Source organism: Embleya sp. NPDC005575, assembly GCF_040605455.1.
GTDB lineage: Bacteria > Actinomycetota > Actinomycetes > Streptomycetales > Streptomycetaceae > Embleya.
Genome location: NZ_JBEXCV010000024.1, coordinates 1 through 19,973 on the forward strand (window position 1 = coordinate 1; position 19,973 = coordinate 19,973).

Consider the following 19,973-nt stretch of genomic DNA (forward strand, 5'->3'; position numbering starts at 1 on the left):
TAACCAAAAATAATCAACCCCCTAGTCGCCCCCACGCCCAAACCAGGGGGGGGGGGGGGGGGGGGGGCGCCCCCCCCCCCCCCCCCCGACCGCTCCTCACCCGCCGGTCAGCGCCGCTTCGCCCGGCGTGTGGCCGGCACCGGGTCGAAGCCGCCGTTGCCGGGCCGGCAGCGGATCAGTCGACGGGCGATCAGATACGTACCGCGGACCGCGCCGTGCCGGTGCAGGGCCTTCTTCCCGTAGGTCGAACAGGATGGCGTGAAGGCGCAGCACGGTGGGTTGAGCGGACTGATCTCGGTGCGGTAGCGCTCGACGGCGGCACCGAGACGGCGGGCGGGCGGGCCACCACGCGGGCGGAGCAGGCTGGTCATGGTGATCCACACCAGGCGCAGCGAGAGGAGGCTGAGCAGGCAGGCGTCGCAGCCGCAGTCGTTGCCGCCGCGACTGCCGCCGCCGCTGCTGCTTCCGCCACTGTTTCCGCCGCCTCCGAAGCAGCCGCCGCGACCTCCGCCGCCGGAGCCACCACTGCCCGAGCCGCCACTGCCGCCGGAACCGCCGCTCCCGCCGCCGCCGAACAGGCCCTCGCCGCCTCCGCCGCCACCTCCGGAGAGGTCGTTGACGGCATCGGCTCCGTCCGAGAGGTCCTCACGGCGGTCCCGCCGCCGTCGACGCGCCTCTTCCTCCTCCAGCCGGCGACGCCGTTCCTCGGGCGTCCCGCCGGGCGAACCCGCGCCTTCCCCGAACAGGGGATGCGGTTCCGGTGGCGGTTGGGTCATGGTGGTGCTCCCCGTGTTCCGGATCTATGTTCGGGGCAATCTACCGGGATCCGTTCGGCGTCGTTCGGGTCTCCCGGCCCGCATCAGGAGGCACCCGCATGGCCAAGGCACCCGCGTTCGACCCGATGGATCCGCTCGGTATCGACGATCTGCTCGACCCCGAGGACAAGGCGATCCGAGACACCGTGCGCCGGTTCTGTGCCGACCACGTCACTCCGTACGTTGCCGAGTGGTTCGAGCGCGGCGCGCTGCCCGACGTGCGTGAACTGGCTCGCGGGCTGGGCGGGATCGGCGTGCTCGGGATGACCCTGGACGGCTACGGCTGCGCCGGGACCAGCGCTGTGCAGTACGGCCTGGCCTGCCTGGAACTGGAGGCGTGTGACTCGGGGTTGCGCTCGCTGGTGTCGGTGCAGGGCTCGCTGGCGATGTTCGCGATCCACCGCTTCGGCACCGAGGAGCAGCGGCGCACATGGCTGCCTCGCCTCGCCGCCGGCGAGGCGCTGGGCTGCTACGGCCTGACCGAGCCCGACCACGGCTCGGACCCGGCGTCGATGCGCACGCACGCCAAGCGCGACGGCGACGACTGGGTGCTCAGCGGTCGCAAGATGTGGATCACCAACGGTTCGGTGGCCGACGTCGCGGTGATCTGGGCGCAGACCGAGGACGGCGTGCGCGGCTTCGTGGTGCCCACCGACACCGCCGGGTTCGCGGCCCACGACATCAAACACAAGATGTCCCTGCGCGCGTCGATCACCAGCGAACTGACGCTGGACGAGGTACGGCTGCCGGCCGATGCGGTGCTGCCCGACGTGGTGGGCATGCGCGGTCCGCTGACGTGCCTGGGCGAGGCCCGGTACGGCATCGTGTGGGGCTCGGTCGGCGCGGCGCGCTCGTGTTTCGAGTCCGCACTGGAGTACGCCCGCACGCGTGAGCAGTTCGGCCGGCCGATCGGTGGCTTCCAGCTGACCCAGGCCAAGCTGGCGGACATGGCGGTGGAGATCGGCAAGGCGCACCTGCTCGCGCTGCACCTGGGCCGGCGCAAGGACGCGGGGGCGGTGCGGCCGGAGCAGATCAGCTTCGGCAAGCTCAACAACGTCCGCGAGGCGATCGCGATCGCCCGCGAGGCGCGCACGATCCTGGGCGCGAACGGAATCTCGCTGGAATACCCGGTGATCCGACACATGAACAACCTGGAATCGGTGCTGACCTACGAGGGCACCTCCGAGATGCACACCCTGGTCATCGGCAAGGCACTCACCGGCCTGGACGCCTTCCACTGACCCGACCCGACCTCCCCGACGCTCCCGTATCGCCGCGGCTTTGCGTGCCGTTTGCCCGCGCCCGGTCAGGGCAGACGTCAGCCCAGCCGACTGCCGCAGGGCACGGCCGCGAAATCGCGGAAAGCATTGGGGATACGACATGTCAGCGTCAGCCTCCATGGCCGAATCGGGTCGAGCGGCCAAGGCCGCGGGGCGGCAGGCCGCCGACAGCAAGGTGATGGTGGGCCTTGCTCGGGCGGGCCTCGCCGCTCGCGGACTCCTTTACATCCTCGTCGGTGTCATCGCGGTGCAGATCGCCTTCGGCGACAAGAATCAGGAGGCCGACCGCGGCGGTGCCGTCGAGGAGATCGGCAGCAAACCGTTCGGCGAGGCGATGTTGTGGGTGCTGGTCGTCGCACTGATCGGGATGTCTTTGTGGCGGCTGGTCGAGGCCGCGTTCGGGCAGGCCGTGCCGGACGGCGGCAAGGCGGGCAAACGCCTGATGTCGCTGGGCCGGGCGATCTTCTACGGTGTGGTGGTCGCCTCGCTGATCCGCACGCTCACCGCGAGCGACGGTGGCGGGGGTCAGGGCCAAGAGCAGGGCGGCAGCAGCAACAAGACCTCCAAGGACCTCACCGCCAAGGCCCTGGACTGGCCGGGCGGCCGATACCTGGTCGGCCTGGCCGGACTGGTGCTGCTCGGCGTCGGGATCGGGATGGCGGTGCGGTACGCGCTGCGCAAGTTCCGGGAGAAGCTGAACACGGGGGAGATGAGCCCGCTCCAACGCCGGATGGTGGACCTGCTCGGGATGATCGGCGGGATCAGCCGAGGCGTGGTGTTCGGCGCTGCCGGGGTGTTCGTGGTGGTGGCGGCGGTGAAGTTCGACCCGGATCGGGCCAAGGGGGTCGACGAGACGCTGCGCTCGTTCGCCGGTACGCCGGTGGGACCCGCACTGCTGGTGGCGATCGCGCTGGGCCTGGTGGTGTTCGGGCTGTATTCGTTCTGTGAGGCGCGTTGGCGGCGGGTGCGCTGAGGCGGCTTATCCTCCGGTCCCCTCGTGCAGGGTGACCCGGATGCTCTTGCCGGGGCCGATGGGCAGCACGTCGATGTGGCCGCCGAGTTCGGCCACCATCAGCTTCACGATCATCAGCCCCCGACCGTCCTCGGCCTCGGGGCCGGTCTCCAGGAGCGCGTGCGGGCGGAACGGGTGGTCGTCGGCGACCTCCAGATGCAGTTCGGCGCCGCTGTGCGAGGCGGTGATCCGGATCCGCTCGGTACGGATCGCGGCGTGTCGGACCGCGTTGGACGTCAGCTCGGTGGCCACCAGGAGCATGGTGTCCTCGATCTCCTCGGCCACCCCCCAGGCGCGTAACAGGTCGCGCAGGCGGTGTCGGACCTCGGGCACGCCCGCGACCGTGGGCGCGATGGTCCAGCGTACGAACACAGGGCCGGCTCGATGTTCGGCATCGGCGTCGTGCCGGGTGTCCGCCGAGGCACGCCGGTCGTGTCGTGCGCGGGCACGGGCCCGCCCGACGGCGGTCACGGATGACTCGACGAGTGGTACGCGGCCGGGACGGCCATCGGCTGAGGCGGGTGTGGTGCGCGTGTGGGGGAGGGCATCCCGGTGTCCTTCGCTTCGTTCACTGCGGTTCGCGGGTGGTCTTGCCGGCGTTGGCAGTGTGCGATGGCGAATCGTGCTTGTGGCGTGGTTTTCCGGGTGTGATACGTAATGCTTCGGTAAGCGACACTTCGTCTCGACTTTGGGTCCGCTTCGCACCCTGTTCGGACTCGGGATCAATCCCCGGTCGAGCGCCGCAGTCGTTTGATCTCACCGCGATGGTGCTTGTTGCGCAGCCTGCGCTCGCGCATCCCGCGCGAGGGCTTGGTCGGCCGCCGCGGGGGCGGGGGCGGGGCGGTGGCCTCGACCAGGATGTCGATCAGTCGGCGCACCGCGCTCTGGCGGTTCATCAGCTGTGAGCGCTGTTCGGAGGAGGCGACGGTGAGCACGCCGTCCACCAGACGTCCTTCCAGTCGGCGCAGGGCACGCTCCTTGAGCACGTCGGGCAGCATCGTGCTGGCGCCCAGGTCGAAGGACACCTCGGCCCGGCTGTCCGTGGTGTTCACCGACTGCCCGCCCGGTCCGGAGGAGCGCGAGAACCGCCACGACAGCTCGGCGGCGGGTATCACCACGCCGCGAATGTCGAGATCTGTCGTCATACGGACATGATCCCGCCTGGAACCGGCTCGGGTCGACCCGGTTTTCGAGGGCCCCGCCGGATGCTTTCCCGGCTCCGGATGGAGAGGATCGGGGAATGAGTGCCGACATGAACGCCGACGAGACGAAGACATACGGTTCCTGGGCCTCGCCGATCACGGCCGAGCGCTTGGTGGAAGGGGCCGCGAACCCCGGCGACATCCGGGCCGACGGCGAGGACGTGTGGTGGTCGGAGGGCCGGCCGTCCGAGGGCGGGCGCATCCAACTGGTGCGACTACGGCCGGGCGACTCCCCCGAGGACGTGCTCCCGGAGGGCTTCTCGGCGCGCACTCGCGTGCACGAGTACGGCGGCGGGGCCTGGACCGTGCGCGCGGGCGTGCTGGTCTTCGCGAACTGGGCCGACCAGCGGCTGTACCGCCTCGCGCCGGGCGACGTGGCGCCGGTGCCGATCACCGCCGAGCCCGAGACCGAGGCGGGTCTGCGCTACGCCGACTGCACGATCGTGCCGGCGGGGCAGTGGGGGCCGGGCGAGTGGCTGGTCGCGGTGCGCGAGAGCCATGAGCCGGCCGCGGTCAAGGCGCACGGCGAGGCGGTCAACGAGATCGTCGCGCTGTCGCTGGACGGCCTCGGCGGCGAGCGGGTCCTGGTCACCGGCCCGGACTTCGTGTCCTCGCCGCGCCCGGCTGCGGACGGCTCGGCGCTGGCCTGGACCCAGTGGTCGCATCCGGACATGCCGTGGGACGCCGCCGAATTGATGGTCGCGGCGATCGAGGCGGGGCCGCGACCCACCGGCGCGCAGGCGGTCGCGGGCGGTGGGCACGAGTCGGTGGTTCAGCCCGAGTGGGGACCGGACGGCGCGCTGTGGTTCGGTTCCGACCGCACCGGCTGGTGGAACCTGTACCGGGTCGGGGCGGGCGGTCAGGTCGAGGCGGTTGCGCCGGTCGAGGCGGAGATCGGCGGCCCGCAGTGGGTCTTCGGCGAGCGCTTCTACACCTTCCTCGACGACGGCCGGATCGCCTGCTCGGTCAACTCCGGCGGTTTCGCGCACCTGGGCATCGTCGATCCGACCCGCCCGGAGCAGCCGCCCGTGCGGGTGGAGACCGGCCTGACGTGGTTGTCCGACCTGGCCGCGGCGCCCGGCGGCGTACTGCTCGTCGGCGGCGGTCCGGACGACGAGGACGCGCCCCGACGGGTCCGGCTCGCGGCCGGCGCGACGACCGCGTTGCAGATCGAACGGCTGCGGCCGGCCCGGGACTTCGGCTTCGACGCGCGGTGGTTCAGCGCACCGCGGGCGATCGAGTTCCCCTCCGCGGCCGGCCGCACGGCGCACGCGCTGTTGTACCTGCCGAAGAACCCGGACGCAGCAGCCCCCGAGGGTGCGCTGCCGCCGCTGATCGTGTCGATCCACGGCGGTCCGACCGCGCAGGCGCCGGCGGTGCTGAACCTGCGGATCCAGTACTGGACCAGCCGGGGCTTCGCGGTGGCGGACGTGAACTACGGCGGCAGCACCGGCTACGGGCGCCAGTACCGCAACCTGCTGTACGACTCGTGGGGCATCGTGGACGTCGAGGACTGCACGGCGGTGGCCCGGCACCTCGCCGACACCGGCGTCGTGGACGGCGCCAAGCTGGCCATTCGCGGCGGTTCGGCGGGCGGCTACACCACGCTGGCCGCACTGGTGGCGGGCGACGACTTCACGGCCGGCGCGAGCCACTTCGGCGTCGCCGACATCGCCGCGCTGGCCCGCCACACGCACAAGTTCGAATCACGCTACCTGGATCGCCTGGTCGGCCCCTATCCCGAGGCCGAGGCGGTGTACCGGGCGCGCTCGCCGATCAACCACACCGAGCACCTGTCCAGCCCGCTCGCGGTCTTCCAGGGCCTGGAGGACCAGGTGGTCCCGCCGGCCCAGGCCGAGCTGATCGTGGCCGCGCTGAAGGAGAAGCAACTCCCCTACGTCTACCTGGCGTTCGAGGGAGAACAGCACGGATTCCGACGGTCGGAGAACATCATCCGTGCCCTGGAAGCCGAACTGTGGTTTTACGGGCGCGTGTTCGGCTTCGACCCGGCGGACGAGATCGAGGCTCCGCCGGGCGGCGGCTTCTGAGTCGACTGCGGATCACACGCGCGAACAGCCCCGCCCGGCCGAGGGATTCGGCCGGGCGGGGCTGCTTCGTCATGGTCGGGAGCGCCCTCGGGGCCTCCGTCGGGTGGGTGAGCGGCTACCAGAAGCCGGGTGCCGCCTGCCACGCGTCGTTGGGGCTGTCGAAGCCCCCGTCGGTACGCGCGGTGAACAGGAACGCCGTGGTGGCGCCGGTTTGGTAGTTGTACATGATCGAGATGTCGTCGCGGCCGTCGGCGTTCTGGTCACCGGATACCGGCAGACCGGCGCTGATGCCCCACCACCCACCGTCGGCCGTGTCCCACGACTTCACGTCGGCCTGGAGGCCGCCGCTGCCGTCGGACTTGCCGAGGAACGTGAACAGGGCGGAGTGGCCGTTGCCGTAGTCGTACATCGCGGCGGCGTCGGCCTTGCCGTCGCCGTTGTAGTCGCCGCTGGTGAGCTTGACCCGGGACCAGTCCCAGTTGCCCGGCTCGGTACGCCACGACTCGAACGGGACCGCGAAGCCGCCGTTCGGCCCGGCGAGCATGGTGTGGAAGGAGACGACGCCGCTGTAATAGCCGTACATGCCCGCGATGTCGTCGCGGCCGTCGCCGTTGTAGTCGCCCACGACGTACTTGGCGCTGTTCCAGTACCAGTTGCCGGGGTTGGATCGCCAACTGGCGAAGGGATCGTTGAAGGTGCCGTCGGGCTTGGCGATCCAGGTGTAGGCACCGGTCGAGCCACCGCCGTGGTCGTAGAGCATGGCGGTGTCGTCGCGACCGTCACCATTGAAGTCGCCGGCCAGGAACACGGCCTTGCCCCAGTCCCAGTTGCCCGGGCCCACGTAGGCGCTGCCGGCACCGTCGGTGAAGGTGCCGTCGGCCTTGGCGAGGAACGTGAACAGCCGGTTGCTGCCGTCCCCGTAGCCGTAGAGGCCGGCCACGTCGTCGCGGCCGTCGCCGTTGAAGTCGCCGGTGACCCACTTGGTGCTCTCGTAGCGCATCCAGCCGACGTGCGCGGTCCAGGCGTTGAACGGCGCGTTGTAGCCGCCCTGTGGCCTGGCGGTCAGGGTGTGGAAGGCGGTGGTGTCGTTGCCGTAGTTGTAGACGGTGAGCAGGTCGGCCCGGCCGTCGCCGTTGAAGTCGCCCGACAGGTCGGTGCGCAGGTCGGCGGTGCGGTCCTCCGGGTGGTGGTCGACATAGGCGCCGGTGGTCGGGTTCAGCCGGATGTAGCCACCCTGGAAGCTGACCCGACGGTCGCCGTTGTGGACCGTGAACTCGTCGGACACGGGATAACCGAGGTAGCCCTGCTCCCACCGGAGGGAGGCCCACTTGGCGCGGATCGGGCCACGCACGGACCAGGCCTCACCCACGGCCGCGTTCCAGTAGATCGAGGTGCTGTTGGCGGTTTCGGAGAGTTTGCGGAAGTGGTTGTAGTGGCCGGTATTGCCGGGCACGTCGGACTCGTCCGTGGTCGGGAAGCCGAGCTCGGCCGGACCGCCGAGCGAGAGGTACTTGTCGTAGATGCCGCCGTGGACGGACCACGCGCCGAATTCGGGCGTCGAGTAGATCGCGCCGAAACCGCCCCTGCCCTGGAAGGTGTTGATCGACGCCGACCCGATGCCGATCGTGTGGTCGTCGCCGGTGGGATAGCCCAGATCGCCGGTCTCCCAACCCAGCGACGCCCACTTGGCGCGGATCGCGCCGCCGACCTCCTTGGCCCCGGTGCTGGGGTGCCAATAGATCGACCAGTCCTCACCGTTGGGACGCTTGAGGTGGACGTAGCGGCCGAGTTGGTCGCCGGTGACGTCCATGTTCACGACCGGATAGCCGCGCGTGGCCTGATCGGCGGCGCGGTACTTGGTCAGGACCGGGCCACACAGCTCGAACTTGGCACCCGCAGCGGGTCCGAAGAGCTCGCACTCCGACCACGGCGTGCCCGCGGCGACCGACCGTGGAGCGCCGAACGCGGAGCCGTTGCTCAGGGCGCGGCCGGGGAACTCCACGATCTTGCCGGTCGGGTCCTGCGCCCACAGGTCGACGAAGCCGTCCTTCTCGTAGTCCCCGTCGGAGGACACGAGCGGATAGGCGACGTCGGTGAAGCCGTTGCCGATCGAGGTGGTGCGTACGGTCGGGTCGCCGTAGACGGTCAGGTCCAGTGCGGTCGGGTTGCCGTCCGTGGCGCTGTCGGTGGTCTTGCGGCGACTCGTGTACTGGTGGATCTTGCCGGTGCTCTTGTCCCGCGCCCAGATCTCGGGCAGACCGTCCGCGTTCAGGTCGCCCGGAGCGATCAGGGTCAGGTTCGCCCAGTCGGCGCTGCCCAGGGAGATCGCGTCGGAGCGCTGGTCGAGCATCCCGGCCGGGGTGCCGAGGTAGAGCCAGAGTTCGGCGCCGTTCTTGACGAGCAGATCGGGGTAGTCGGTCGCGTCGATGCCGTTCGGCGTGGCGCTGTCGTCGTTGACGCTGCCGATGACCAGGATCTGGTCGGCCTTGGCCCAGTGGTCGTTCGTTTCACGGTCTTTGACCCTGAGCTCGGTGCGCCCGCTGTCGCTCGGCTCCAGCGAGCCGTCGCCGCGTCCGCGATGCATGTAGAGACTGTTACGGTCGCCGGCCGGGGCCGTTCTCAGTACGACCAGGTCCTCGTAGTAGTCCGCGTTCCAGGTGCCACGATGGGCGAAGGAGAGGGTGCCGTTGAAGGAATCGCCACTCGCCGCTACGGGCTGACCGAAAGTGCCGTCACCTTGGCCGGTTCGAGTGTCCACGCCCTTCGTGACCGGGTTGGCGTTCCACAGGTCCACGTTGGTGTCGCCGTTGAGGTCACCCGGCTTGTCCCGGTCCGGAGAACGCTTCGCGTAGTAGAGGTGGTTCCGCACGTCGGAGAGGTTGCCCGCGACGTCGACGCTGCGTACGTAGAGGTGGTTGGGGCCGGCGATGGTGGGCTTGAAGGCGATGCTCGCCGGGCCGCCCTGCCCGGCTGCGGCGACCTCGCGCACCTTCGGGTCGCCGTCGGTCCACCACCGGTACTTCACGACGTCGGTGACGCCGTTGGCGGTGAAGTTGAACGTGCCCGTCGTCCGGACCTGGGTCGGGTTGTTCGGGTCGTTCGCGGGGAACTCCGGCGAGGAGACGACGGGTATCTCGCTGGGCCTGGTGCGGTCGACGGTGAACAGGCACTGGCCGGCCCACGGGCTGTTGTCGTATCCGTCGGATACCCGGACGTCCCAGCGATAGGTGCCGTCCAGCGCGGCGGCGTCGATCTCGGCGGCGGCTATGGTGCCGCGGCTGACGCCGCGCTTGATCACGGTCGGGCCGGTGTTCGCGCCGTCCTTCCAGTAGTGGAATTCGGCGGTGAGGTTGTTGTCCTCGGCGTCGTCCACCCGGGTGTAGAGCGTGACACGGTCGGTGGTGCCGATGACGCCGCCGGCACACGGGGTGGAGGGATCCGTCGTCCGGTCCTTCGGGGTGGCCGGCGGGGTGTTGTACTCGGTGCTGATCACCGTCGCGTCCGGCGCGAACTTGCGCCAGGACTTGTCCACCGTGTCGTTGCGGGACTTCAGGCCCAGCGTCCAGGCGTTCCAGTGACTGCGCGCGGCCTCGTCGACGGCCGAGGTCACGTTGATCTCGACCTTCTTCTCGTTGTCCCCGGGGCAGTTGCGGCCGCCGTACGACTCGTCGATGCTGCCGACCATGCGGTCCCAGCTCGGCTGGTTGTTCCACGTGGTGGACTTCGAGATGCTTCCGGTGTCCCACACCTCGAGCTCGCCCGACTTGCAGTCCCAGGCGCCGGCGTGGATCTGCTCCAGGGTCAGTACGGACTTGATGATCTGCTTATCCCACAGATCGGTCATGCCGACCTGGAAGAACGTCTTGGCGCAGACGATCGCGCCACCCATCTCGCCGTCCCTCGAGCAGCCGACACGACCCCACTTCTTGGGCATCGTGCCGCCGTTCCAGTAGTTCGTGGAGGCGGAGCCGGCGATGGCGTTGTGCTTGTACGCGATGGTCCAGGCGAGCTTCCAGTCGTCGCGCAGGGTCGGGTCGATGACCACCGGGAACTTGGTGCCGGGCGCGGTGAGCAGGGCCTGGTCGGGGGTGAGTTCGAGGGTCTTGCCGGTGAGCTTCACGCCGAGATCGGCGTGCTTGGCACCGGGGTCGAAGCCGTCGGTGGGGTCGGCGGGAGGCTCGTTTTCGGGCGTGCCGGCGGTCGCCGAGCGGGTGGCGGCGGAGGCCCGCGTATTCGCCGTCGACGAATCGTTTCGTCCGGCTTCCCACATCTGCGGCTTGGGTGCGGTGAACACCGCCTGGCCGGTGGGGTCGAGCGCCCGGAGTTCACCGCTCGCGTCCTGGACCATGTTCAGCCCGGTGGTCTCCAGGCCGAACTTCAGCGTCGCGAGGGCGGGATTCCGGGCCGCCTCCGGCGTCTTGACCACGACGTAGTGGGCGAAGTCGTCCACGTTGGCGACGACCTTGAGGTCGACGCCGGGCAGCACCTCGGGGTAGATCGCGGAGCCGCCCTCGACCACCGGCTTGGGCAGTGTGCCCGGCCAGGACAGAGCGATCTTGCGCCCGGCCTTGGTGAGTTCCGCCAGCGGGCCGTCGCCGCCCGGGGAGAACGTGAGGCCGATCATCGCGGCCTTGGGCGCGAGGCGACCGCCCTGGACGGGGGCCAGGGTGGCGTCGGCCGGGACCAGCGTTCCGCCGCGCCATACGCGGACCGGGCGGGTCGCGCTCTCCAAGGTGAACGTGCCGCTCGGGTTGGCCCAGACCTGGTCGGTCTCGGTTCGGAGCGAGACGACCTCCACGCGTTGGCCGGTCTGCTTGGCCTTGGTGGACGCGGCGGTCCGCTCGTCGGCCTGCTTCTCGGCTTCCGTGCGGGTGTCGGCCTGCGTGCGCGGATCGCCGGCGGTCGTCTTGTCGGTGGGGGCGACCTGCGGCATGGGGGCGCCGGTCGCCGGTACGGCGGTGATCAGGCCGGCGGACAGCGCCGCCGCGATCGCCCAGGCGGCTGCTCTTCGCCGCGGGTGACCCGCCGAGCGCGCGGGTCGTGTCGATGTGTTCATGCTGCTTTCCGGGGTCGGGGCGGGAGTTGACGATGCGACGCGGCCGGTCGCGGGGAGCGAGCCGGTCGTGCCGCAGGCCACCCGGCGCGCAGTGCGTCGGGCGGGGGCTTGGTGGGGGACCGTCGGGGACGGTGATGGGCCGGCACGACGCGAGTGCGTCGAGGTGGCCGAATCCGGTTGCCCGGAGGCTGGGCACTGCCGGCTCGTGCGGAGGTCGCCGACACGTGGTCGGGGCACGTGGACACGCGTGTCCTATCGGCACCGCTGTGCCGAATCACGCCCGATATGACCGGGATCGAAGTGTCCGATAATGCCCTGGTAATTGCCTGTGGCGGCATATTTCGTGCTGGACCAGCCGTATCCGGCGAGCATCTTGTCGATGAATTCATAGTGGCTTCCGCGAACGATGGGAGCGGTTGCATTCGGGACGTCCCGGCGCGGAAGCATTGCGGCCCTCCCGTGCCGTATGTGGCTGGAATTCGCACCCTGGCAGGGGTGCAAATCGCCTCACTTTCCGTGAGTTGTAGCAGGTCAGTACGGCTCTTGGCGAGTGGAGGCAAGGCATTCGGACATATTAGCCAAACGGTTGGTATCGTGTTTTAAACCCGAATCGATGTCCATTACCGCTTCAGGCGATTGGGATTGCTTTCCGAACCTTGCACATCGATAAAGTCGCCAAACCGTTTCGCCTACTGCTAGGTTGCGCCGCCAGTATTGGGTGACGTGGGCCTCGGGGGATTCCGCGTCGAATCTCTCGGGTGGGGTTGTGTTTCCACGGAAGACCCGTGCCATGCGCACGGCGATAAGACGTACCTGGCGATGGCCGGTACCCCTGATGGCAATCGTGCTGGTGGGCTCCGGCCTGACTGCGGTGCCGGCGGCGGCAGCAGAAACGGTTGGCCGCCCACAACTGCCCGACCTGCAAAAACTCACCAAGGTCCCGGGCGAGCGACTGTCGACGGCCAAGGCCCCTGCGCCGCCTGCCGAGTCGCAGGTCAACGCCTGGAAGGGCGCACCGCCGGTGAGTTGGCCTGCCGCGGGCTCCGCCGAGGTCGAACTGCCGCGCACGGCATCGAAGTCCGACGCTCGCTCCGCCGCCGCTGAAGCACCGGCCGAGGCCAAGGCCGGCTCGTTGCCGATCAAGCTGAGCACACCCCCGCTCCCGGAGACGGCGGCTCGCTCGGTGCAGGACGCCGCGGACACCGGTCCGGTCAAGGTCAAGGTCGACCTGTTCGACCGGCCGACCGCGAACAAGGCCGGCGTCGGCAACGGTCTGTTGCTCGGTGTGCGGCGCACCGACGGTGGCACCGGGGTCGCACCGGTGGGTGTCGAGCTGGACTACACCGCGTTCAAGAACGCGTACGGCGGCGGCTGGGGGTCGCGGCTCGGGTTCAGTCTGCTTCCCGAATGTGCCCTCACCACCCCGGAGCTGGCGCAGTGTCAGACCCGCACGCCGGTCGAGATGAAGAACGACGCGGGCACCGGCAAACTCACCGCGACGGTGGCACCGGCCGCGACCGGTCAGGGCGTTGCGGCCAAGGGCGCGAGCGCCGGCGGGCAGGGCATGTTGCTCGCCGCCCAGCCGACGGCCGATGGCGCGAACGGCACCTACAAGGCGACTTCGCTGAGCGCCTCGGGTTCGTGGCAGGCGGGTGGCGCGGCAGGTGACTTCTCCTGGTCGTACCCGCTGGAGCTCCCCGGCTCGCTCGGTGGCCCGAGCCCGTCGCTGGCGCTGGGCTACTCGTCGGCGAGCATCGACGGCCGTACGTCGGCCTCGCTGCAGCAGACCTCGTGGGTCGGCGACGGCTGGGACCTGGGCTCGAACTTCATCGAGCGGACCTGGGTGCCGTGCAGCCAGGACAAGAAGGACGGCTCGGGGTTCAACAACCCCAAGGACGACACCGGCGACCTGTGCCACGGCGCGCCGATGATGACGATGTCGCTCAACGGCGGGTCGACCCCGCTGGTGCGCGACGACGCTTCCGGCGTCTGGCGCCCGGCGAAGGACGACGGCTCGCGGATCGAGCTGATCACCGGTGCGCAGGACCTCAACGGCGACAAGGAGGGCGTGCACTGGCGCGTGACCAACGCGCAGGGTGTGCAGTTCAACTTCGGCCTCAACAAGGTCCCGGGGTGGCAGCCGGGCAAGCCCGTCACCAACTCGGCGTGGCTCGTGCCGATTTACAACAACCAGCCCGGAGAGCCCTGCTACCAGACCGACTTCGCGAACTCGGCCTGTGACCGGGCCTGGCGCTGGAACCTCGACTACGTCGTGGACCCGCGCGGCAACGCCATGACGTATTGGTACAACAAGGAGGTCAACCACTACGGCGCGAACTTCAAGTTCGCCGGTGGGTCGACCAACCGGGCCTACGACCGCGGTGGTTGGCTCGACCACGTCTCGTACGGCCTGCGCAGCGACAACCTGTTCACCAACGCGCCCTCCCAGGTGGACTTCACGGTGGCCGAGCGCTGCCTGACTTCGCCGACGTTCGACTGCGCCGAGGACAAGCTCAAGCCCGAGGTCGACTGGAACATCGCCAAGATGTGGCCGGACACCCCCGGTGACCAGCTCTGCGCGGCGAACGAGGAGTGCAAGGCGCGGTTCACCCCGACGTTCTTCACCCGCAAGCGGCTGACCGAGATCAACACCAAGGTCTGGACCGGAGCGGCCTACCAGCCGGTCGACACCTGGGCGCTGACCCAGGACTTCCCGCAGAACGGTGACGGCACCGACTACGCGCTGTGGCTCGCGTCGATCCAGCGCACCGGCAAGAACGGAACGCCGATCACGCTGCCGCCGGTGACGTTCCGGGGCAAGCAGTTGGCGAACCGGGTGGACCGAGACGGCGACGGCCGGCCGGCGTACCGGCGCTATCGGATCGAGAACATCGACACCGAGACCGGCTCGATCATCTCCGTGCGGTTCAAGGACACCGAGTGCTCGTCGGTGGCGCCGGTCAAGTTGCCGACGGCGGCCGAGTCGAACGGGCTGCGCTGCTATCCGGTGATCCAGGAGATCCCGGACCCGACCGACCCGGAGCACAAGCGCAAGCTCTACGTCACGGACTACTTCCACAAGCACGTGGTGGACCGGGTCCAGGAGCAGGACGCGATGGCGAACTCGCCGACGCGGGTGACGTCCTACGAGTACCTGGGCGCGCCGGCGTGGGCGTACGACGAGGACAACGAGCTCACCGAGCCCAAGACGCGCACGTGGTCGCAGTGGCGCGGCTACGAGCGGGTGCGCACGTTCATCGGGCAGGACCCGGATCGGCGTACCCAGACCGAGACGTTGTTCTTCCGGGGCCTCGACGGCGACCGGGCGTCGCCGACGACCGCCGCGAGGCGGACCGTCAAGGTCAAGGACTCCGAGAACGGCGAGATCACCGACCACAAGCTCTTCGCGGGTCAGACGCGCGAGGTCTTGGTCTACGACGGCGAGGGCGGCGCGCTCCAGGCGGCGACTACGTACACGCCGTGGTTGTCCGGCCCGACCGCGACGCGCGTGCGGCCGAACGAGACGCCGCCGTTGCAGGCGTTCGTACAGCAGACGACCAAGACGGCTTCGCGGGTGTTGTTGACGGACGGGCGCGGGTGGCGCCGGACGTCGACCGAAAGCACCTTCAACGCACGGGGCTTCATCGAGACCACGTCTTCGCTCGGGAACATCGACGACCCGAACGACGACTCGTGCACGCGGTACTGGTACGCGCCGGACGAGCCGCAGTGGATGATCGACCGCCAGTCGCGGATCGAGTCGGTCGCGAAGGCGTGTGACGCGACGAACGTGCAGCGGCCGGAGGATGTCACCTCCGACGCGAAGATGTTCTACGACAACGTCGGCAACCTGGTGCGTACGGAGTCGCTTTCGGACTACGTGAACGGGCAGCCGACCTACGTCCTGGACGGCACGGCCACGTTCGACGTCTACGGTCGGCCGAAGTCGGTCACCGACGTGCTCGGCGCGGTCAACTCGACCGACTACTTCCCGGCCGCCGGGCAGCTCGTCACCAAGACCACGGTCACGAACCCGGCGGGCCACACCCAGTCGGTGGAGACCGACCCCGGGCGCGGCGCGACGCTGGTCCAGGAGGACGCCAACAAGCGGCGCAGCGTGGTGCGCTACGACTCGCTGGGTCGTCTGGTCAAGGCGTGGTCGCCGGACCGGAACCCGGACAAGAAGTCGCCGGACGCCGAGTTCGCCTACACCGTGCGGCGTGACGGGCCCGTCGTCATCACCAACAAGAGCCTGTTGGACGACGGAAGTTACCGCACCAGCTACGACATCTACGACGGCAGCCTGCGGATCCGGCAGACCCAGATGGAGGCGCTGGGCGGCGGTCGCATGGTGACCGACACCTTCTACAACAGCCTCGGCCAGATCTGGAAGTCCAACGGCGGCTACTACGCGGACGGTGCGCCCGAGGGTGCGATGTTCGCGCCGTTGGACAACAAGGTCCCGGCGTCGACGATGACCGAGTACAACTCGACCGGTCAGCCGACGGTGCAGATCTCGCGCAAGTTCGGGATCGAGACCTCGCGGACGACAACCACGTACGGCGGCGACTTCATCACGGTGGATCCGCCCACGGGCGAGACGCCGACGAAGGCGATCCTGGACGCGGTCGGCCGCAAGACGGAGTTGCAGTTCTTCAAGGGCACGGACCCGAGCGGGGCACACGACACGACGCGCTACGGCTACAACCGACGCGGGCAACTGTCGTCGGTGGTGGACGAGGCCGGCAACACGTGGGGCTTCGAGTACGACCTGCGGGGTCGTCAGGTCAAGGTGACGGACCCGGACAAGGGCACGTCGACCATGACGTACGGCGCGGGCGACCGGCTGGCGACGACGACGGACGCGCGTGGCAAGACGATCGCTCCGGAGTACGACGTCCTGGGTCGGGTCAAGGCGACGCACGAGGGCTCGATCACCGGCCCGAAGCTGACCGAGTCGGTGTTCGACACGCTGCCGAACGCGCTCGGGCTGCCGGTCTCTTCGACGCGGTTCGTGAACGGGAACGCGTACAAGCAGGAGATCACGGGCTACGACACGGAGTACCGGGCCAAGGGCAGCAAGATCACCATCCCGCCCTCGGAGGGCAAGTTGGCGAAGACTTATGTCTTCGGCACTACCTACTCCGAGACCAACGGGCTTCCGGAGACCAGCACCCTCCCGGCGGTTGCGGGTCTGCCGCTCGAAGACATCTCGATGTCCTACAACCGCTACGAACTGCCCACCGTGATGGGCATCAACGGGGACACGTTCGTCGACCGGGTGGATTACTCGCCACTGGGTGACGTGCTGCGCACGCACGCGGGGCCGGCGCCCAAGCAGGTGTGGTCGACGTACGAGTACGACGAGCAGACGCGTCGTCCCACTCGGACGGTGAACGACCGGGAGACCTCGCCGTCGCGGATCAACGACGCGCGGACCGAGTACGACGCGGTCGGCAACATCACCAAGATCACGGATGCGTTCGGGCCGAACCCGACGCCGTCCACGACGGACACCCAGTGCTTTGCGTACGACTACATGCGTCGGATGACGGATGCGTGGTCGGCTACGGATGATTGCCAGGCCAAGCCGGGCCAGGTCGGCGCCGGCGGCGGTCGGCCGAGCGTGGGTGGGCCGGAGGCGTACTGGTCGTCCTACAGCTTCGACGCGGCGGGCAACCGCAAGACGGAGACGAAGCACGACCCGGCCGGCGTGGCCGGCCAGGATGTAAACCGGGCCTACACGTACGGGACTCCGGGTGCGGCGGGCGCGAACTACCTGAAGAAGGTCGACACCACAGGGCCGGGCGGGAGTCGGACCGAGTCGTATACGTACGACGAGGTGGGCAACACGGCGACTCGGACCATCCAGGGCAACACGCAGAACCTGGAGTGGGATGCCGAGGGCCGCGTCTCGAAGGTGACGGAGGGCGCCAAGGTCACGTCCTTCCTGTACGACTCGGAGGGTGAGCGGCTGATCAAGCGCGACCCGTCCGGGACGACCCTGTACCTGCCGGACACCGAGGTTCAGCTCGACCCCGCGGGCAACATCGTCAAGGGCACGCGGTACTACGCTCACCCGGCCGGGCCGACGCTGGTCAAGACGGTCGAGAACGGCCAGACCACCAGCTCGTATCTGATGGCCGATCAGAACGGCACTGCCAACATCGCGGTGGACGCGAACACCCAGGCGGTCACGCAACGCAAGTTCACCCCATTCGGTGATGTTCGCGGGGTCAAGCCGTCGATCTGGCCCGGCAACCAGGGCTTCGTCGGCGGAACGAACGACGAGTCCACCGGGCTCGTCCATTTGGGGGCGCGCGAATACGACGCTGCGGTAGGCCGGTTCCTGTCCGTCGACCCGGTGGTCGACTACAGCGAGCCGAAGCAGATGAACGCGTACGTGTACGCGGCGAATTCCCCGGTCACCTTCAGCGACCCGTCCGGGCTCGCGATCTCCATGCCGGTCGCGCCGATCCAGGACTACAGCGACGCCGAACTGGCCTGGGCGCATTGGGCCAAGGGTCGCAGCATGATCAGCGTTGCGATGGAGGCCGCGAAGGAAGCCCTCAAGGACGCATCCGGCTACAACGACATTCGTGACTGCATCGGCGGTGACGGATGGGCATGTGCCGGTATCGCCTGGGACGCCGGCTCATCGTGGCTGACCGGCGGTGGAGCGAAGGCCAAACGCATTGCGAAGGCACTGGATCGTGCGTGGAGTGCCTATCACGCGTGGGCCGGCAAGGTGCGCATTGCACTCGACATCATCGCCCGCGCCGAGCGCTACCAGCAGGCAATGGCGAAGTACGCCGAGGACTTGGCAGCTTGGCAACGAGAACAGGAAGCAGCGGCAGCGGCAGCCAGAAAGCTGGAGGAGGAGGCCGCCGCAGCCAAGAAGGCCCAGGAAGAGGCAGCAGCGGCGGCAGCCAAGAAGGCTGATGAGGCGGCCGCTTCGGCAGCCCAACAGGGCAAGGAATCGGCGACCAAGGCCAAGAGCGCCGACGGCGACGGGAAGAGCTCAAAATCCACCGAGACCAAGAAAGCCGGAAAGTCTAAGGAAGCGGACCCCGAATGCAATAGCTTTGTCCCGGGGACTAATGTTCTCTTGGCGGACGGTGCAACTAAACCGATAGAAGATATTCAGCTGGGCGATGCGGTCCTGGCAGGCGATCCGCAGTCGCAGCAAAACGGCCAAGAAAAGATCGTTGCACTGATCAAGGGCGAGGGAATAAAGAACCTCGTCGAGGTCACGGTCGACACAGATGGGGCCGCCGGATCGGCAACGGATAAAATTACCGCGACCGACGGTCATCCGTTCTGGCTCCCGGAGTCGGATTCCTGGGTCCCGGCCGGTCAACTCCGGCAAGGCCAATGGCTCAAGACGGCAGCCGGTTCGTGGGTTCAGATCACAGCGGTTCGCGCTTGGACGCAGCAGCAACGCGTTTACAATCTCACCGTTGCGAACGTCCACACGTATTACGTGGTGGTCGGGCAGAGCGCTGCCCTTGTACATAACTGCAACGAGGGACCCAAGGATCACGCCGTGCTTGGCCGTAGTATGAAGAGCGGACCGAGTGTTGAGCAGTTCGCCGAGCAGGTACAGGGACGTCACTTCATGAACTCGGCCGACTGGCGGACTGACGTACAACGTTCTATTGCTCGTGTTCAGCGAGGAGAGGGACGAATCTCTTTCATGCTGGACGGACTTCCTGGGGCGAATGGCGGTCCGGCGGTTGCCTTGAAGCGTGCTCAAGAGGCGATGAAGGCAAACAACGGATCGCTGCTGGCTACGCAGTGGGAACTTATACAGGTTCACAATGCGGGGGCAATGGGCAAGGTCGACTTCTATCGGTGGAATCGAAAGCTTGGAGCATGGAAGCTGCTGTGAATATTCGCAGTTCAGAACTAGATCTTTCGGATACCAGACAGTTCAGTCTCGTCGATTATCGGCACGGTCACAGTTATGTGGTGATTCGTGGGTTTCCGCCGATGGACGACAAGGCAACAGGCGGCGGAACTCATCGCGTGCTGGACCTCTTTTTCACCGGGATAGATCGAATCGCATGTGGTAGAGACCTCGACAATCTTCGGCTGCGCCGGGCTAGTGATGTCGAGAGAATCGTGATCATGGAGCGTATCGGTCGAATCAAAACGGGTGCCGAGATCTACTTCTTGGAATCTGGTTCGGTCGAAAGCTATGTGATCGCTCAACGGGTCTACTGGGCAGAATTCGACTTGCCGTACGGTGCTGTCAGCCCTTTGGCGGCGGAGGAGCGCGACTATCGTGAAGCGCATCCCCCGATCGGAGGCATCGTTCGGTACGCGGACTAGCTCCATAGGGGAATGATCCCCTTGCCGGTGAAGTGCCCTGCCTCGCTGATCTCTCAGTGAGGCAGGGCACTTTCCCGTTACCTTGGTATTCTTATCCCCCAGGTGTGAGAGAAATAGATTTCAAAGCGCCGACTATGCAAACGCGCGGAGCGCATTCGACAGTGTGCTACGCCCGTCTTGAATTGGTTTCGCGGATGCCACTAGTGGGATGGAGCTTTACCTGGAG

Annotated in this window: 9 protein-coding genes; 5 read left to right on the forward strand and 4 right to left on the reverse strand. The window is 68.1% G+C overall.

The annotated features are described in order from the left end of the window. Nucleotides 1–107 precede the first annotated feature (107 nt). On the reverse strand, nt 108–776 hold the full coding sequence (gene yidD, locus ABZS54_RS11110) for a membrane protein insertion efficiency factor YidD (protein ID WP_355533470.1): 669 nt from the start codon (nt 774–776) through the stop codon (nt 108–110). 98 nt (nt 777–874) lie between these two features. Here yidD and ABZS54_RS11115 point away from each other — a divergent pair, with 98 nt between their 5' ends. Both ABZS54_RS11115 and ABZS54_RS11120 read left to right on the forward strand, forming a co-directional pair. Continuing rightward, nucleotides 875–2,056, forward strand: coding sequence for an acyl-CoA dehydrogenase family protein (locus ABZS54_RS11115; protein WP_355533473.1), 1,182 nt, complete (start codon nt 875–877; stop codon nt 2,054–2,056). Between the two features lie 157 nt (nt 2,057–2,213). Continuing rightward, nucleotides 2,214–3,068, forward strand: a complete 855-nt coding sequence (locus ABZS54_RS11120) for a DUF1206 domain-containing protein (protein ID WP_355533590.1) — start codon at nt 2,214–2,216, stop codon at nt 3,066–3,068. A 6-nt stretch (nt 3,069–3,074) separates the two neighbouring features. Here the strand turns inward: ABZS54_RS11120 and ABZS54_RS11125 are convergent, their stop codons facing one another. Beyond that, nucleotides 3,075–3,812, reverse strand: coding sequence for an ATP-binding protein (locus ABZS54_RS11125; protein WP_355533476.1), 738 nt, complete (start codon nt 3,810–3,812; stop codon nt 3,075–3,077). Between the two features lie 17 nt (nt 3,813–3,829). Further along, complete coding sequence (arfB, locus tag ABZS54_RS11130) at nt 3,830–4,252, reverse strand: alternative ribosome rescue aminoacyl-tRNA hydrolase ArfB (protein ID WP_355533479.1); 423 nt, start codon at nt 4,250–4,252, stop codon at nt 3,830–3,832. A gap of 95 nt (nt 4,253–4,347) precedes the next feature. On the opposite strand from arfB, the gene ABZS54_RS11135 reads away from it, so the two are divergent. Next, the gene (locus ABZS54_RS11135; protein ID WP_355533482.1) at nt 4,348–6,357 is read left to right on the forward strand and encodes a prolyl oligopeptidase family serine peptidase; all 2,010 of its coding nucleotides are present in this window, start codon (nt 4,348–4,350) and stop codon (nt 6,355–6,357) included. Nucleotides 6,358–6,472: 115 nt separating this feature from the next. Here ABZS54_RS11135 and ABZS54_RS11140 read toward each other — a convergent pair whose 3' ends face one another. Then, entirely contained in the window at nt 6,473–11,413 is a 4,941-nt protein-coding gene (locus tag ABZS54_RS11140) for an FG-GAP-like repeat-containing protein (RefSeq protein ID WP_355533485.1), read from the reverse strand. 835 nt (nt 11,414–12,248) lie between these two features. Here ABZS54_RS11140 and ABZS54_RS11145 point away from each other — a divergent pair. Then, entirely contained in the window at nt 12,249–19,304 is a 7,056-nt protein-coding gene (locus ABZS54_RS11145) for an RHS repeat-associated core domain-containing protein (protein WP_355533488.1), read from the forward strand. Further along, on the forward strand, nt 19,289–19,747 hold the full coding sequence (locus ABZS54_RS11150; RefSeq protein WP_355533491.1) for a hypothetical protein: 459 nt from the start codon (nt 19,289–19,291) through the stop codon (nt 19,745–19,747). Before ABZS54_RS11145 ends, ABZS54_RS11150 begins: the two co-directional genes overlap by 16 nt. The last annotated feature ends 226 nt before the right edge of the window (nt 19,748–19,973 follow it).